This window comes from Andreprevotia chitinilytica DSM 18519 (genome assembly GCF_000711875.1).
In the GTDB taxonomy this organism is placed as follows: Bacteria; Pseudomonadota; Gammaproteobacteria; order Burkholderiales; family Chitinibacteraceae; genus Andreprevotia; species Andreprevotia chitinilytica.
On sequence record NZ_JONM01000013.1, the window covers coordinates 107,676 to 124,251 of the forward strand.

The window sequence follows — 16,576 nt, forward strand, 5'->3', positions numbered from 1 at the left end:
ATCATGCACCGTTACCGGTTCAGATCAGCCGAGCAGTTGGCGGCCTATCTGGGGCTGGTGCCGGTGGAGCGGCAGTCGGGCAGTTCACTGGCGGGGCCGTCCCGCCTGTCCAAAGCCGGCCCGGCGCGAGTGCGGGCTGTTCTGTACATGGCGGCGGTGGTGGCGATCCGCTACAACCCGGACATCAAGGCGCACTACGAGCGGCTGCTGGCGCGCGGCAAGGCGAAGAAATCGGCGCTGGGCGCTGCCATGCGCAAGCTGGTGCACCTGTGCTTTGGCGTACTCAAAACACAGAAGCCCTACCAGCCCAATTTTGCGTTCAGTGATTGACGGGCAAGACGGTATCTACGTTTTCGGTTTTCAACGCGGCCCAAGCCACGCCTCCAGCGCATCCATGAACACGCGGGTCTTGGCCGGGGTCAGCCGGCGGGCGGGCATGAAGCCGTAGATTTTCAATGGATCCGGCGTGTGTTCAGGCAATAACCGCAGCAGGCGCCCGGCCCGCACTTCTGCCTCGCAAAAACTGTTGGCAATCATGCTCGCCCCCAGCCCTGCGATCACGGCTTGCAGGCGCAAACCGGCGTTGGGCGTACGTAAACGCGGGTTCAGATTGACGATGCGGCGCTCGCCGCCGGGCGTCTGGAAGCCCCAGCTGGATTCGGTCATCGCCGCAATGAGCGGCCAGTCGCTCAAGCCCGATACCCCCGCTGGCAAGCCGAGCCGCCGCACCAGCGCCGGCGACGCAAACAAGCCGCGCTCCACGGTAAACACGCGCTTGGCGATGCGGCCCGAATCGGGCAGGGCTTCGGCCGTGATGGCAAAGGTGACGTCATAGCCCTCCGCCAGCGGATCGACCTGCCGCGCGATCACATCCACTTCGACTTCCAGCTGCGGATAACGCGCCAGCAAGTCACACACCACATCACCCAGCTGCTGCATGCCGAACTCATACGGCGCAGCGATGCGCAGCAAGCCTCGCGGCTCATCACCTTGCGCGGTCATGCCGTCGGCGACATCTTCCAGCTGTTCAAACAGCGGGCCGATTTCGCGCAGTAGCTGCGTACCGGCTTCGGTCAGCCGCAAGCGGCGGGTGCTGCGTTCCAGCAAGCGCTGACCGAGGCGTTTTTCCAGCCGGGCCACCGCCACGCTGACCGAGGATTTCGGCACATCCAGCCGTTCCGCAGCGCGGGTGAAGCTACCTAGCTGCGCCACGGTGGCGAACAGATACCAGTCATTCCAGTCTTTTGTTTTCATGGATGAACAATCATTCCAGAAAAGGCAGTTTATCCACCAATCCATACAATATACCGTGCGGCGATGAACTCTTCGCCCGCCATTTCGCCCTCCCATTCACTGCCAGCCGCATCGCCTGCGCCGCTGCTCGCCAAACACCCGGAAATGGGTGTCGCTCAAGTCTGGCTCTTTGGCTTGGCCGCCGGGCTGGTCACCGGTCTGGATTTCATCGCCTCCGCCATGATTGGCATTGCCGGCGCGCACATCCGCGGCGGTGTGCATGCCGCGCCGGAGGAATATCTGTGGGCGATCAGCGGCTATGCGGCAGCGGCCATCGTCGCCAACCTCGTGATCGGCCGGGCTGCGCACTACACCAGCTACCGCAAATACACGCTGGCGGCGCTGCTGCTGTATTTCCTCGGCGCACTCGGCTGTTCACAAGCCAATGACATCTGGATGCTGGTTGGGGCGCGCATCGTGCAGGGTTTGGGTGGCGGCGGCCTGTTTACCGCCTCCCGCGTGCTGATCCAGCTGGTGACCAAACCCACCGAACGCCCCCGGCTGTTCTGGGGCTTCGGTTTCGGCAGTTTCGGCTTGCTCGCCATCGCACCGTGGCTGTCGGCCCAAGTGGTTGAATGGGCCAGCTGGCGCAGCATCTTCTGGCTGCAAGCGCTGCTGACGCTGCCGGTATTCGCCTTGGTGTTCGTGGTCTATCCTCGCCGCGTCGGCGCAGATGCCGCGGAGCCATCGCGCATGGGCCATCTGGATTGGCCGGCCGCGCTGGCGCTGGGTATCGGTAGCCTGTTGCTGATGCACGTGCTGCAGGATTTCCGCTATCTGCAGCCCGGCGCGGAAAGCAGCTTGATCCCCATCTTGCTGATCGGGGTCGGCATCGTCGCCTTCATCGCCGCCCGTCTGCACAACTACCCGGACCCGTGGCTGGACGCCCGCCGGCTGGTCAGCCGCCGCTATCTGGTCGGGCTCGGCTTCTACACCATTTTTTATGGCATCAGCGGCTTCTGGAATACGCTGCTGCCCAGCTACCTGCAAGCAGGTCTGGGCTTCAATTTCCTGACCACCGGGGAGCTGATGCTGTGGGGTGGGCTGGCAACGCTGGGGGCTTTGGTGGCCTACAACATCTGGATGCCGCACCTGTTCCGCAAACGGCGCGTCATCGGCATCGGCTTTCTGCTGCTGGCCGTTGCCTGCGCATCGCTGAGCACCAGCGCCATGCCCGGCGCATCGACCAACCTGCTGCTACCCGCAATCGTGATCCAGGGGCTGACGCCGGTGCTGATCATGCTGCAGGTGGCGACGATGACGTACCTCGATTTCGACAACGAGGACTTCGCCCACGCCTACCAGTTGAAGAACATCATGCGGGAATTGGGTACTGCGTTTGGTACCGGCATGAGCAGCCTGATGCTGCAGTCCGGCGTGGCGCAAGCGCGTACCGATCTGGTCAGCCGCTTTGACCATGCCACGCTGGATACGCTAGCGACGGGCGGGCAATTCGGCCAGACGTTGATGCAATGGTCGGCGGAGATTGATCGGCAGGCCACGTTGATTACGGCCGATCACCTTTATGTGGGGCTGGCGGTGTTTTCGTTGGTGGCGGGAGTGGTGGCGCTGGTGCAGCGGCCATTGCGGTAGGCTTTAGATCAGGTATTGCGTATTTAGATTAAATGCGGCGCAACGCCCTTTCGCGTGCGAATCTTTGATTCGCTCAGCTATAGGGATTACGCCCTACGAAATAGCAGGCAATGGCAGATAGCTGTATCAATTTTTCTCGCGATGGTTGCGCTGGGGCTTTTCTTCCCCTTTCGCTAAGCGCCGAGGGAGTGTCGCGAGACCTTAGGCTCGCGACCGACCGAGGGTAGCCTGTGGCGTGCGAAGCTTTGCTTCGTTCAGCCAGAGCCGCCCAGCGGGGGTCGCCTTTGGAGTGGAGAGGGCTTTGGCGAGACAAAGTCCTTTCCCCGGTCGCGGGACGGATTCCCGCTGTAATGCCTTTAACCGCGCCGTAGGCGCATAACTGCAAACTCTCTCCCTACGCCCACCGCCGCTGCTCCGTAAAACACACCGACAACCAGATCTGCTCCAACGGCATATCCAGCTCGCGCCACAGCTGCTGGCGCAAGGCATCCTGCGCGGCGACCGATTGCGCAGCGAAATCCGGGCCGGTGGTGAAGTTGACCTCGACCACATAACTGCGGCCACTCTTGGCAATGTGGGTGGAATGGTCGCGGACATCGTGTTCGGCAGCGATACGTGCCACGGTGGATTCCAGCTTGCCGGTGATCGCCTCATCCGGCGCGATCCACAGCAGCTCGCGCACGTTGCGGCGCAGGATGCCGAACGGGATCGGCAACAAGATCAGCGCCATGGTGCAGACCAGTACGCCGTCGACATATCGCCCCCAGTTGGCGCGAAAGTCATCGCTGGCCGCAGCCAGCACCGCAAAGCCGATCAGGATGACGAAGCTGAACACGCCATCCAGCAGCCATTCCTTGGCATCGATCCGCACCAGTTGCGAGCCGGTCTTCTTCGCCACGCCACACTCCATCGCGTACATGCCCAGGCACAGCAGGCTGCAGACGGCGGCATAGGCGATCGCGTGGTCGACCTGCACTTGGTGGCCGCCATCGAGCAGACCAGAGACGCCATTGATGAAGGCGTACAGGCAGATCGCCAGCATCATGCTGCCGTTGATGGTGTTCACCAGCGGTTCCAGATGCGAGTAGCCGTACTGGAAACGGGCGTCGTCCGGGCGGGTGATCAGTCGGGCCGTCAGCAGGTTGAGCAAGGTGCCGACCACGCTGAACAGCGAGAAAAAGCCATCGAGGATGATGGCGTTCGATTCGCTGTAAAAGCCGTAACCAACACCAATGATGGCGATGCTGATACAGCCGGCGAGCGAGATGGCAAGCGTGCGTTGCTCGAGGCGAGCGTTGTTGGCATTGGTTTGGACGTGGGCAGACATGGGCTTTTTATGTGGAATGAATCGCGTTTGAGCATACCGGTGCCCCGCTTTACCCACGCCCCAGCAATACCCGGTCTCAGCGTGAGTACTCACGAGGCATAAAACACTTTCGCCAGCCCTTGGCGACGAACGGCAGAAAAAGCATGTTGCAAATTGATAATTACAAAATGTATTATTCCGTCATGAACAAGATCACCACCACCCCAGAAAGCTTCCAGCCGGTTGAAGAAAAGATCAACCGGGTTTGCGGACGCATGCCAGGCAGCAACAAGCAAAACGTGTTGCTAGTGCATTTGGTCAAGCACGTTTACGCCGGCCTACACAGCCGGATGAACGAAGCGCTGCGTGAATACGAGCTGAACTCGGTGAGCTTCCAGGCGCTGATGATGCTGTTCGGCGATCCGGAGCGCTCGCTCAACCCATCCGAACTGGCGGAAGCCACCGGTGAATCGCGCGCCAACGTCACCCGCATCTGCGATGAACTCGTCGCCAAGGGCCTGTTGGAACGCACGCCCAATCAGGACGACCGACGCCGCGTCGATTTGCGCCTGGCCAAGGCCGGCGAGGACGAGGTGTATCAATTGCTGCCCCTGCTGCGGCAACGCTGCCACGTGGTGTTCGACGTGCTCGACCAGGACGAGAAAAACGTACTTGAAAGCCTGCTTAAACGGGTGCTGTGCGAATTCGACTGATTGCGAGCCCCCTGCCCGCCCCGTAGCCTGCGCAACTTCCCGACTGTTTGAACCGATACCGGCTATTTCGCAGCCCGCCCGACCCGTTTTTTTATCCAGATGGTTAAAAAATGAATAATTCAATGATCAAGAACCTTACAGCCTATCGCCTCAGTGCGCCCTTGGTGCTAACGGCTGCGGCAGCGATCCTGTTGTCCGCCTGCGCCATCATCCCGTCCGAATCCGGCACGCAACCGCAGCGCGATGCCGCGGGTGCGCAACTCGCCGCCGACATCAAGCTCGCCCGTGAAGGCTGGCCGGCTGCCCGCTGGTGGGAGCAATACAACGATCCGCAACTCAGCGCGCTGATCGATACCGCGCTGAAAGACGGCCCGAGCGTCGCCACCGCCGCTGCCCGCGTGAAGACCGCACAAGCATCGCTGGCTGGCCAACACGCCAACGATGGTTTGAATGTCGGCGTCGAAGCTGCGTATGACCGTCACTACTACTCGGCCAACGGCCTGTTCCCGCCGCCGCTGGGTGGCAACTGGATCACCGAATCGCAGCTGATCGCCAAGGCCAGCTACGACTTCGACATCTGGGGCAGACACCGCGCCGCGATTGCCGGGGCCGTCGGCGAAGTCAACGCCACCCGCGCCGATGCCGCGCAGGCCGAGCAAGGTCTGGCCGCTTCGGTCGCGCAAACGTATTACAAGTTGCAGGCGGATTGGGCGCGACTGGATGTGCTGCGCAATCAGGCCAAGCTGCAGGCGTCGCTGTCCGAATTGCGCAAGAAGCGCGTCGATCGCGGCCTCGACCCGATCACCGTGCGTGAATCGGTGCAGGGCGATCAAGCCCAGCTGGCCCGCCAGATCGCAGCGATTGAAACCCAGGCCGGCCAGGATCGCGAGGCATTGCGCGCCTTGATCGGTGGCGATGCCAAGGCATTGGGCAACCTCACACCGCGTCCACTACCGAATCAGGATGGTGCTCTGCCGAAGGAACTCGGTTTCGAGCTGCTGGCACGCCGTGCTGATCTGCAAGCGGCCCGCTGGCGCGTGGAAGCGTCGCTGTCCAAGATCGAATCGGCCAAGGCCGCGTTCTATCCAGAGATCAATATCGGCGGCAGTTTCGGTTTCGATACGCTGGAAGCCGGCAAGCTGCTGGACTGGACCAGCCACACCGCCAGCCTGTTGCCATCGATCAGCCTGCCGATCTTCGATAATGGCCGTCTCTCCGCCCAGCTCGGCACGCAACGCGCCAAGCGGGATGAAGCGATTGCCGATTACAACCAGGCCATCGTCAACGCCGTGCGCGATGTGGCGCAGCAAGCGGTCGCGATTCGCGGGCTGGAGAACCAGATCAAGGCGCAAGCCGACAGCCAGAAGAGCGCGCAGGCGCTGCAAACCGCCGCGCAATCCCGTCTCAAGATCGGTTTGGTGGATCGCAGCGCAGTGATTCAAGCGCAACTGGCGGTTGCCACCCAGCAAGACACGGCACTGCAATTGCAGCAGGCCCGACTGGATAGCGAAATCGCGCTGATCAAGGCACTGGGCGGCGGTTACCACGCCCCGGCCGCAACCCGGCCGGCCGCCGACTGATGCTGTGACCAGTCCAGATACCTGAACCAAACCCGACCCGAATACATAACCAAACACCGAACATTGCGTACTGGAGCATTCCACATGACGACCGAACGAGCCCCCGCCCCTACCCCGACCGCCGACCCGAAGCGCAAGCCCATCCTGCTGGGCATCGCCGCGCTGTTCATCCTCGCCGGCATCGGCTACGCCGCTTATTACACCCAAGTGCTGAGCCAGCGCGAACAGACCGACAACGCCTACGTGGGCGGCAATACCGTCACCATCACCTCGCAGGTGAACGGCTCCGTGACCGAGATCCGCGCTGATGAAACGCAATTCGTCCAAGCCGGCCAGGACCTGATCAAGCTCGACCCGGCCGATGCCGAAGTCGCCCTGCGTCAATCCGAAGCCAAGCTGGGCGAAACCGTGCGCCAGCTGCGTCAGCAATACGCCAACGCCGACCAAGCCAAATCCGTGCTGGCACAAAAGAACGTCGACCTGCAAAAAGCCAAGGACGACCTCGCCCGCCGTGCCCCGTTGCTGGCCGAGCAAGCGGTCTCGGCAGAAGACGTCGACCACGCCAAGCAAGCCGTTGCGAGCGCCCAAGCCTCACTCGAATCGGCCCAGAAGCAATATGAATCGGCTGACGCAGGCATTGACGGCGTAAAGCTGGTTGACCACCCGAGCGTACTCGCCGCCAAGGCCAACTACGCCCAAGCGTGGCTGTCTGCCCGCCGCAACGCCATCGTCGCCCCGGTCTCCGGCCAGGTGGCCAAGCGCAGCGTGCAGGTCGGCGCGCGCGTGGCCCCGGGTAACTCCTTGATGTCCATCGTGCCACTCAACCAATTGTGGGTGGATGCCAACTTCAAGGAATCCGAACTGAAGAACATCCGCATTGGCCAGCCGGCCAAGGTCGAAGCCGACGTGTACGGCAGCAAGGTCGAGTACACCGGCAAGGTGGTGGGTCTGTCGGCCGGTACCGGTTCGGCGTTCTCGCTGTTGCCGGCGCAAAACGCCACCGGTAACTGGATCAAGGTGGTGCAGCGCGTACCGGTGCGTATTTCGCTCGATCCGAAGCAACTGGGTGAACACCCGCTGCGCATTGGTCTGTCGACCGTCGTGACGGTCGATACGCACGATCGCAACGGCCCGGTGCTGGCATCGAACCCGAACAAGGATTCGATCATCGCAACCCAGGCCTTCAACCAGCCGCTGGCGGAAGCCGAAGCCATTGCCGACGGTGTGATCGCCAAGAACGCAGGCAACCGCAAGTAATCGTCTTTGCTTGCGAGCACGCAGGATGGGTTGAGCGGAGCGATACCCATCGTTTCCGATGACGGAGAGTGATGGGTATCGCTCCGCTCAACCCATCCTATGTGCTGGATTTTGTTAACGGCTCAGCACTGGAGCATCAATTAAATGTCCGAAGTCGCCTCAATGGACTCCGTCCCCAAGGCCGCCCCAGCGCCCATCGTGGATGGCAAGCTGGCGCTGCTGACCGTGGCGCTGGCGTTCTCCACCTTCATGGAGATCCTCGATACCACCATCGTCAACGTCTCGGTGCCGCACATCGCCGGCAACCTCGGCGCCAGCGCCAACCAGGGCACGTGGGCCATCAGCTCGTACGGGCTGGCGGCGGCCATCGTCGTACCGCTGACCGGCTGGCTCGCCCAGCGCTTCGGCCAGGTCAAGGTCTTTACGCTGTCGGTGATCCTGTTCACGTTGATGTCCGCCCTGTGCGGCATGGCCACCAATCTGGAACAGCTGGTGTTCTTCCGCTTCATGCAGGGTTTCGTGTCCGGCCCGATGGTGCCGCTGTCGCAAACGCTGCTGCTCAACACCTATCCACCGCACAAGAAAGGACTGGCGCTCGCACTCTGGTCGATGACGGTGATCGTCGCGCCGATCTTCGGCCCGATGCTGGGCGGCTGGATTACCGACAACTACAGCTGGCCATGGATCTTCTATATCAACGTGCCGGTAGGCATCTTGGCGGGCATCGTCACCTGGCGCATCCTGAAAGACCGCGAAACGCCGCTGGAGCGCAAACCGATCGACTACGTCGGCCTCGTGCTGCTGTTCGTCGGCGTCGGCAGCCTGCAACTGATGCTGGATAACGGCAACGACATGGACTGGTTCACCTCGCCGTTCATTCTCACGCTATCCATCATCGCGGCGGTGTCGCTGGTGTTCCTGGTCGCGTGGGAACTGACCGATGCCCACCCGGTGGTCGATCTGTCGCTGCTCAAGACGCGCAACTTCCGCTACGGCGTGATCATCCTGAGCATGGGGATGTTCTGCTTCTTCGGCAGTACGGTGCTGTTGCCGCTGTGGCTGCAGACGGTGCTGGGCTTCAACGCCACGTGGTCAGGTCTGGCGACTGCGCCGGGCGGCGTGCTGGCGTTCTTCCTGTCGCCCTACATCGGCAAGAACATCCAGAAGCTCAACCTGCGCGTGGTGTCGTCGATTGCGTTCGCGGTGTTCGGCGCGACCATGTTCTGGTTCGCCAGCTTCAATCTGGATACCGCCTTCAACCAGGTGATCGTGCCGCGCTTCCTGCAGGGGATCGGTATCGCGTGCTTCTTCATTCCGGTGAACCAGATCATCTTGTCGGGCATCACGCCGGACAAACTGGCTGCGGCATCCGGCCTGTCGAACTTCTTCCGCACGATTTCCGGTAGCTTCGCCACCGCCATCATCGTGTTCATGTGGGATCAGCGCGCCAGCTTCCACCATGCACGACTGGTGGAGAACGTCACCGCCTTCAACCCGGCGTCGACCGACTACGTGAGCAAGCTGCAAAGCATCCTGCCGGGCAACGCGGCCTACGCGCAGATCGAAGCGATGATCAACCAGCAGGCCTTCATGCTCGCCACCAAGGAAATGTTCTGGCTGGTGGGCGTGGTGTTCTTCTTCCTGATCATTCTGGTCTGGCGTGCCAAACCGCCGTTCGGAAATGCGGCAGCGGGTGGCGGCGGGCATTGATCGCCGACCCAACCTCGTAGCCCCTCGTAGGAGCGAGCTTGCTCGCGATAGCACTGGTCAATTAAACGGTGCCATCGCGAGCAAGCTCGCTCCTACAATTCTTTGCATCTCTCGCCTTAAGCAACTGTAGCCCGGACGGCTTGGCCGGCCGGGGGGCGTCGTAACATGCTCCGCGACCGGAATTGGTACGCTAGCTGCCCCGGCCGGCCAAGCCGTCCGGACTACGGAGGCGTAATCGCCAACTTCAGCTTAGCGCCCCCCTCCAACAACACCGTCCCCTGCGCCTGCACCGTGGCCTTGCCATCCGCCACCTTCACGCTCGCGCCTGAATACGCATCCCGCAGCACGTCCCCATCGGCGAACACGCCGGCCACCGGAATCACCACCTCACCCTTCGCCTTCGGCACCGCCACGATGCGGTCATTGCCGGTGATCCGCGCAAATGCATACGGCGCGTCGGACAATTTGCGATGTTCGCCACGCGCAATCGCCACGTGGCGGGCGCGGAATGTGGTGAGCTTGCGCCAGTGCGCCAATACCGTCTGATCGAGGCTGTTCCAGTTCATGTCCGATCGGGTGGATTGCTGCGCATCGCCGCTGGGGCGTGGGCCGGGTGGGCGGGCGCTTTCGTCGCCGTAGAAGATTTGCACGCCGCCCGGTGCCAGCAATAGCGCGCTGCCGCCATCGACCAGATCCTTGCGGGTGTACAGATCGGTGTCGTGCGACGAGATATAAGACAGCGCATCGAACGCCTTGCCGCCAGCACGGCCGGCTTCCAGCTTATCGGCGTAATAGGCGTAGATGGTATCCAGCGCCTTCGGGTCATCCAGATTGCGGCCCTGGAAGTCGAAGTTGATCAGGCTATCGAAACCGACATCGAAATAGCTATCGCGTTCGACACCATGCCCCCACACCTCGCCGGTCATCCAGAACGGGGCGTCGTCGATTTTCTTGGTCGGGTTGGCGGCCTTCCATTCCGCCAGCGCCTGCGTGCCGGCTTGCTTGAGCGCCTGCCACGATGCGCCTTCAACATGTTTGACCGTATCGCAGCGGAAGCCATCCACGCCGTAATCGCGCACCCAGTCGGTCAACCACTTCACCAGATAGCCACGCACGGTGGTGTTGGGCAGCGCCACGGCGCGGGTATCGGGCTTCCTGGCGTAGAACGGTGGCAGGCCGACCGGCTCCGGGCTTTCGGTACGGAAGTCCGGCAGGTAAGCGAGTTGCTTGGTCAGGTCATCGCTGCCGCCTTCGATATACCCCGGCAAGCCGGCACGCACCCAATCCCGCCCCCACCATTGCTTGAAGGCGAAATTGTTGTAGTCGATCCACGAGTGGTAATCGCTGATCTTGTATTTCTCCCAGCCTTTCCACAGCAGTTGCGGCACGTATTCGGACAGCGACTGGATATCGGCATAGCCGGGGTGGTTCATCACCACGTCGAACAACACGCGAATGCCCTGCGTATGGGCGGTGTCGATCATCTCGTGCAGCTCTTCCGGCGTGCCCATGTTCTGGTCGAGCAGCGTGTAATCGAGCGCGTAATAACCGTGATAGGCGTAATGCTGGAACGCATTGTTGCCACCGACCACCCAGCCGTGAATCTGCTCATACGGCGCGGTGATCCAGATCGCGTTCACGCCCAGTTGCTTGAAATAGCCTTCCTTCAGCTTCGCCGTCACCCCGGCCAGATCGCCGCCGTGGAAGGTGCCGATCTCCTGCTCGCCATCGCCTTGCCGACCGTAGCTGTGATCGTTAGCCGGATTGCCGTTCATGAACCGGTCGGTGATCAGGAAATAAACGATCGGATTATTGGCAAAACTGTTGTCCGGTGCGGCGACTGGCGCGGTGGGAACGGCCTTGGGTGGTGCCGGCGGCGGCGCGGCACAGCCCGCCAGAGCAGCAAGGATCAGCGAAGCAAGCAAGGAACGACGCAGCGGCATGGCACAACCTCAAACCGGTTTGAAGTTAGCCATGTTGCCATTCCATTCGCATGAGCGCCAGCCGGAGCCGCAATTTGGTTTTCAGCATTGGCACTGCCACCCCACCCCGGTTGGTCTTCCCCATTCCCCCCACCCCAGGCAATTTTGTATCAGCGTGTTTCCAGCCGCCCGCCATGACATATCCGGCTACATATCCAGCCGCCCAGCCCATGGCGCTTTGCACATAATCCTCCGCAAGCCATGTTTCAGGAGGACATGAAATGCGTGATCTATGGATGCAATTCCGCTCATCGCTGAACTGCCGCATGTTCTTGCTGCTGGCGCTCGGCATGTCGGCCACCTTTCTGGGCGCGTTCTGGCTGCCCGGTCAGGCCAGAAACAGCGAATTGATCGCCCAGCACAATCAGCAGATTGCGCAACAGGCCATCAAGCTGGCCATCCAGCTCAACAGCGTCTCCAAGGCGGCCCGGCTGGAAATGCCGGAGGCCATCGGCTGGCTGGGTTTGAATATGCAGTTTGGCGATCTGGCGCCGGTTCGCGGCGAATCCATCGGGGACTTGCGCACGGAAATCAATTTCGGTCTGGGCAATGCCGGCAAGGTGCGCGATGTCCGCCTCAGCCCGGATTGCCGCGTAGCGCTCGGCGCTGAATCGCGCCCCGAACCCTCCCTGTGCACCACGGTAGATTTGCGGCTGATGGATGGCACGCCATTGCGGCTGAGTTTCGATTCATCGCTCCGCCCACTCGCCGAGCCCTGCACGACGTGGCAACTGGTGCTGTTCCTCACCGGCCTGCTCGTTCTGTCCGCCATCGCCACCTGGCTGGCCACCTCACCGCTCAAACAACTGGCCGGCGTGGCGCAGGGATTGGGACAAGACCTGCAACACCACGCCAAGGAACAAGGCAGCCGGGAATTGCGCAAAGGCATCCGCGCCTTGAATACCCTGCGCAACAAGTTGCATCAGCATGTGCAGCAACGTATCTGCATCTTCTCTGGCGTCATCATTGATTTGCAGGACAGCATCGCGGCGCTGCAGGTACGGATAGAACAGCCGGACTCCCCGCAAATCCGCCGCGAAATCCACGAAACCCTGCAGACCATGCAACTGCGCATCCGCTCCGGCGCCGAGCTGGCGCAGTGCATCGGCAAAGAAGACCTGCAACCGCTGATGATCCGCGCCGAATCCCTGGTGGGCGATGCCTGTAACGATGGGCTGGATGCCGGCTGGGACGTGATGTGCAGCCCATTGCCGGATGGCGTGGCGGTGAAAGGCCACCCCGGCTTGCTGCGACATTGCCTGATGAGCCTGCTGGAGCACGCCGTCAAATGCGGCGGCTTTGCCCACGTAATGATGTACACCGCCGCCCGGCAATTGGTGATCGAGGTCCGCGATGCCGGGCCGGCGCTCTCTGACCACGCACTGGCAACGCTGTTTGAGCCGTTCCACGATCGGGCGGAATCCCCCTATCGCCTGCTGCCTCGTACGGCCGGTTTCGGCCTGACGATTGCCCGCGATATCGCCGAACGCCACGGCGGCGGTCTGCAGCTGCAAAACGGCATGATCGGCGTGATTGCCACGCTGACCTTGCCGATTCATGAGTCGTCGTTGCTAGTGGCGTGAGTGGCTGTTCAATGCCCTTCTCCCCTCGCCCTCGCGTGCAAGGCTTTAGCCCTGCTCAGCGATTAGTGGGAGAGGGCTAGGGAGAGGGTGCTTGCAAAGGGCACTGCATCTCGCCCCCCCTCACCCCCGGCCCCTCTCCCATAAATGGGAGAGGGGAGACAAACAGACGTTACATCGCCCCCTCCATTTCAATTTCCCTGCATTTTTCTTGCACATTTGCTTCCCAGAATCAGGACAGATTCGGGTTCGGTCATCGTCGTGCCGGCCGAATCGCTGCCGCAATCAGGAGCCGACCATGACCGTGAATCGCATCAACTTCCCCATCAATTCCACCCCCACCGCCAGGCGCTCGCCTCCCAAACCGGCCGCGGCACCCGCGGCGGCCCCGGCAGCAGTAGACGCCCCGGCAGCCACGACAACGGCCGTCGCCGATGCTGGTGGTGCCGCCAAGCCGGCCGTCGATACCCGCGCCTGATCCGTCGCACCTGATTCATTTCAGGCCCGCCGAGTGAGTCAACTTGCGCCAGGTTCAGCCTGGCCGGGATTCGCTCGCGCTCAACGCGCCGCCCACGGAGTCGACCATGCGATCGCAACCCCCATTGAACGTGGTATTTGCCGGCAATAACGCGCAAAGCTGGGCCGGTCTGGCGCATTGCTTCAAGGCCAACGGCTTCGGCTTCCACACCCTCCGCCAATGGCATGCGCTCTACCCCACCTGCGCCGCGCTCTCGGCCGACCTGGTCTTGCTGGATATCGCCAACTCTGGCATGAGCGTCGGTGCGGATCAGTTGGCCGATCTGCAACCAGGGCTGACCTCGTCGCATATCCCCACCATCGTACTGGCCGATCGATCAGACCCGATGGAGCGCGTCGCCGCGCTCGAAATGGGCGCGTGTGATTACGTCACCCAGCCGTGCGAACCACGCGAGCTGGTCGCCAGAACACGCTCGATCTTGCGGCGGATATGGGAAATGCCACCGGCCAAGGAATCCTGCGCTGCGCAAATGCAGTTCGGCGACTGGTCGCTCGACTTGATGGATCGCCATCTGGTTTGCGATGGCTTTGCGCCCATTGCGCTATCCAGAAAGCAATTGGACATCATGCGCATCCTGTTCACTTATCCAGACAGCATTCTGGATCGCGACCAGATATTGCATATGCTGCGCGATCATCCAGAAGACTATTCAGTGCGCGCCATCGATCAACATATCTCCAGAATCCGCAAGAAAATCACGGGCGATACCCTGCCCGACCTGATCAAGACCGTTCGCAGCACCGGCTATATGCTGATTGCCCATTAAGTTACGCGAATCAATTCCATGCCTCTATTTGCCCATGAATTCCGAATTGCAATCCCTATTCAGCACGCCGCACGATTCAATTCCAGCCAATGCAATGCACGTCATATGGCCCCAACCCGCGCAGCGGATCGATCATCCATCCAGCCTGTTTCATCAACCTGCCACTGACGAGCCGCCAACATGGGATGTGCTGCAGCAACAGCGGCGCGATGTGCTGGCCAGCAAGCTGGATACGCTGCGTTTTCGGCGGGAAATACTGGAACTCGTGCGCGAGCGCGCACGGTATCTGAGGCTGGATGCGGATGATCTGTTGAGTTGGCTGGCCCAGCAAACCACACCCACATTCAAAGCACCGATCAATTCGTAGGGCGCAATGCCCTTCGCGTGCGAATCTTTGATTCGCTCAGCTATAGGGATTGCGCCCTACATGGCTGGTCAGTATTTGAACAGCAAGTTGTCGACCAACGTATACAGCTTGGATTCATTGCTGGCCCATTTATCCAGCTTCATGCCGCCCATCTGGTACGAGGCCGTCGATAACACGGTGCCGCCACGCCTGAGCGTGATCGACGCATAGCTCATATACGGCATGCCATCCCGGTTGAACGCGCCGCCATCCCATGCGCGCATGGCCTGATATTCCATCACCGAGCTACAACCGGCCGGCTCGGTGCCGGGGGAATACACCGCGCTGGATATTCCATATTTGCGCAATCGCTGCTGCACGGTCGGCACGAATTCGGCGATGTACACCGTGTCGTTCCACAGGATGCAGACTTCCTTGACCGGCAAACGGGTGCGGCCCTTGCTGATCGACGACTCCTGGGTCATCGACGACAACTCGGAGATCCCCGAAACGGTGGCCGTCATGATGTCCCTGATCGGCAGCGGCGGTGGCAGGATCAGGCAGCCGGGCAAAGTCGCCACCAGCAGCGCCGCCAGCGATGCGGTGACAAAGTGTTGCTTCACCATCCCGACCGCTGCCAATCAGAAATCCAGCACGCTGTAGAAAATGCGCTGCATGGTGCCGACGGTCGAGGCATCGGCAATAACACCACGCCCGACTTGCTCCAGCCGCGCATCCGCCACCTTGCTGGACGACACCACATTGCCGGCCTTGATATCACGCCGGTTCACGATGCCGGAAAAACGCAGGATGTTGACGTTGTCGTTGATCAGCACGCGCTTGTCGCCGCCGACCATCAGGTTGCCATTGGGCAGCACATCGATCACCGACACGGCCAGGGTGCCGGTCATGGTGTTGGCATTATCGGTCTGACCGCTGCCTTTCAGGCTGAGGTTGCTGGAGGCGTCGATATCCTTGTCGAACAACGCCTTCACCAGGCCGCTCTTGGTTTTCAGGCTGGAGACCTTGCTGACCGAGGTATTGGATTTATTGCTGCCGGTAAGGCTTTCGGCGATCTGGATCGTCAACACATCGCCGACCGAGCGGGCCACCGGTTCTTCATACAGGCTGAAGCCATTGCTCGGCTGAAAGATGCCGCCCTGGTTCTCGATCCGCACCAGCTTGGGCATTGGGCGCGCCGAGGTCGGGCCGGTCACCACTGGCTCGGCACAGCCGCCGAGCAACGCCAAAGACGTCACGACACACAGAATCCGTCCCATCGAATCACCCCTGTTCAGCTCTGGAGAACCGGGGCTTTGCCCCGCCGGGCTGACGCACGCAATGCGCGATTCAGCTAGCAGGATTGTGGGGAGGGAATGTGCAGGGATTGGGCAAGGAATGTGGAATTGGGGGGAGTATCTCCCGCCATTCGTGGCTTATTCAGTTATGCGCCTACGGCGCGGGTAAAAGCGTTACAGCGCGTTCCGCCGCGCGGCCGGGGAAAGGACTTTGTCTCGGGCTGTACACTTTCCTTTGGGCCCTCTCCACTCCAAAGGCGACCCTGCGCCTTACGCTCTGGCTGAACGAAGCAAAGCTTCGCACGCCACGGGCTACCCTCGGTCGGTCCTCTCTGATGAGAACAACCTCCTAAGGTCTCGCGACACTCCGTCGGCGCTTAGCGAAAGGGGAGGAAAAGCACGCAGTGCAACCGGTGTAGTTATGAACAGCAGCCGCTGATTTTGTACGATGAATGGCGCACTACGATGATCGGTCCCCTCGCCCTCGCGTGCAAGGCTTTAGCCTTGCTCAGCTATTAGTGGGAGAGGGTTAGGGTGAGGGTGGGGAAAAGAGCACGGCCCGTGGTAGTACCCTCACCCCTGTTCAGCCGGGAGACATAGGTAACACTTGTCGG

15 protein-coding genes are annotated in these 16,576 nt (G+C 61.4%); 10 read left to right on the forward strand and 5 right to left on the reverse strand.

Going from position 1 to position 16,576, the window contains the following annotated elements; translation table 11 throughout:
• A partial coding sequence (locus tag BR41_RS16130; protein WP_211251778.1) for a transposase occupies positions 1–330 on the forward strand: 330 nt, incomplete at its 5' end.
• A gap of 30 nt (positions 331–360) precedes the next feature.
• Here BR41_RS16130 and BR41_RS16135 read toward each other — a convergent pair.
• Positions 361–1,254 (reverse strand): LysR family transcriptional regulator, encoded by an 894-nt coding sequence (locus BR41_RS16135; RefSeq protein WP_035058922.1) that lies wholly within the window; start codon positions 1,252–1,254, stop codon positions 361–363.
• A gap of 63 nt (positions 1,255–1,317) precedes the next feature.
• On the opposite strand from BR41_RS16135, the gene BR41_RS16140 reads away from it, so the two are divergent.
• Complete coding sequence (locus tag BR41_RS16140; RefSeq protein WP_035058925.1) at positions 1,318–2,886, forward strand: MFS transporter; 1,569 nt, start codon at positions 1,318–1,320, stop codon at positions 2,884–2,886.
• A 394-nt stretch (positions 2,887–3,280) separates the two neighbouring features.
• Here the strand turns inward: BR41_RS16140 and BR41_RS16145 are convergent, their stop codons facing one another.
• Positions 3,281–4,213, reverse strand: a complete 933-nt coding sequence (locus tag BR41_RS16145; protein WP_035058927.1) for a cation diffusion facilitator family transporter — start codon at positions 4,211–4,213, stop codon at positions 3,281–3,283.
• A gap of 167 nt (positions 4,214–4,380) precedes the next feature.
• Here BR41_RS16145 and BR41_RS16150 point away from each other — a divergent pair, with 167 nt between their 5' ends.
• From BR41_RS16150 to BR41_RS16165, 4 genes are all read left to right on the forward strand, one after another.
• Positions 4,381–4,905: a MarR family transcriptional regulator gene (locus tag BR41_RS16150; RefSeq protein ID WP_169741316.1), complete on the forward strand. Its 525-nt coding sequence runs from the start codon at positions 4,381–4,383 to the stop codon at positions 4,903–4,905.
• A gap of 122 nt (positions 4,906–5,027) precedes the next feature.
• Positions 5,028–6,485: an efflux transporter outer membrane subunit gene (locus BR41_RS16155; RefSeq protein ID WP_051711159.1), complete on the forward strand. Its 1,458-nt coding sequence runs from the start codon at positions 5,028–5,030 to the stop codon at positions 6,483–6,485.
• 84 nt (positions 6,486–6,569) lie between these two features.
• Positions 6,570–7,742, forward strand: a complete 1,173-nt coding sequence (locus tag BR41_RS16160; RefSeq protein WP_035058932.1) for an HlyD family secretion protein — start codon at positions 6,570–6,572, stop codon at positions 7,740–7,742.
• Positions 7,743–7,886: 144 nt separating this feature from the next.
• A complete protein-coding gene (locus BR41_RS16165) occupies positions 7,887–9,452 on the forward strand; it encodes a DHA2 family efflux MFS transporter permease subunit (protein ID WP_035058935.1) in 1,566 nt (521 codons plus the stop codon).
• A gap of 221 nt (positions 9,453–9,673) precedes the next feature.
• Here BR41_RS16165 and BR41_RS16170 read toward each other — a convergent pair whose 3' ends face one another.
• The gene (locus tag BR41_RS16170) at positions 9,674–11,395 is read right to left on the reverse strand and encodes an alpha-amylase family glycosyl hydrolase (RefSeq protein WP_051711161.1); all 1,722 of its coding nucleotides are present in this window, start codon (positions 11,393–11,395) and stop codon (positions 9,674–9,676) included.
• A 260-nt stretch (positions 11,396–11,655) separates the two neighbouring features.
• On the opposite strand from BR41_RS16170, the gene BR41_RS16180 reads away from it, so the two are divergent.
• The 4 genes from BR41_RS16180 to BR41_RS16195 all read left to right on the forward strand — a co-directional run bounded on the left by BR41_RS16180 (position 11,656) and on the right by BR41_RS16195 (position 14,685).
• Positions 11,656–13,017, forward strand: coding sequence for an ATP-binding protein (locus tag BR41_RS16180; RefSeq protein ID WP_035058941.1), 1,362 nt, complete (start codon positions 11,656–11,658; stop codon positions 13,015–13,017).
• A 295-nt stretch (positions 13,018–13,312) separates the two neighbouring features.
• The gene (locus tag BR41_RS24945; protein WP_035058944.1) at positions 13,313–13,492 is read left to right on the forward strand and encodes a hypothetical protein; all 180 of its coding nucleotides are present in this window, start codon (positions 13,313–13,315) and stop codon (positions 13,490–13,492) included.
• Positions 13,493–13,598: 106 nt separating this feature from the next.
• Positions 13,599–14,318, forward strand: a complete 720-nt coding sequence (locus BR41_RS16190) for a response regulator transcription factor (protein WP_051711163.1) — start codon at positions 13,599–13,601, stop codon at positions 14,316–14,318.
• A gap of 94 nt (positions 14,319–14,412) precedes the next feature.
• Complete coding sequence (locus BR41_RS16195) at positions 14,413–14,685, forward strand: hypothetical protein (RefSeq protein WP_169741317.1); 273 nt, start codon at positions 14,413–14,415, stop codon at positions 14,683–14,685.
• Positions 14,686–14,753: 68 nt separating this feature from the next.
• Here the strand turns inward: BR41_RS16195 and BR41_RS16200 are convergent, their stop codons facing one another.
• Both BR41_RS16200 and BR41_RS16205 read right to left on the reverse strand, forming a co-directional pair.
• Positions 14,754–15,305, reverse strand: coding sequence for a hypothetical protein (locus tag BR41_RS16200; protein ID WP_169741318.1), 552 nt, complete (start codon positions 15,303–15,305; stop codon positions 14,754–14,756).
• On the reverse strand, positions 15,306–15,944 hold the full coding sequence (locus BR41_RS16205) for a flagellar basal body L-ring protein FlgH (RefSeq protein ID WP_035058949.1): 639 nt from the start codon (positions 15,942–15,944) through the stop codon (positions 15,306–15,308). It lies immediately after the preceding gene.
• Between the last annotated feature and the right edge of the window lie 632 nt (positions 15,945–16,576).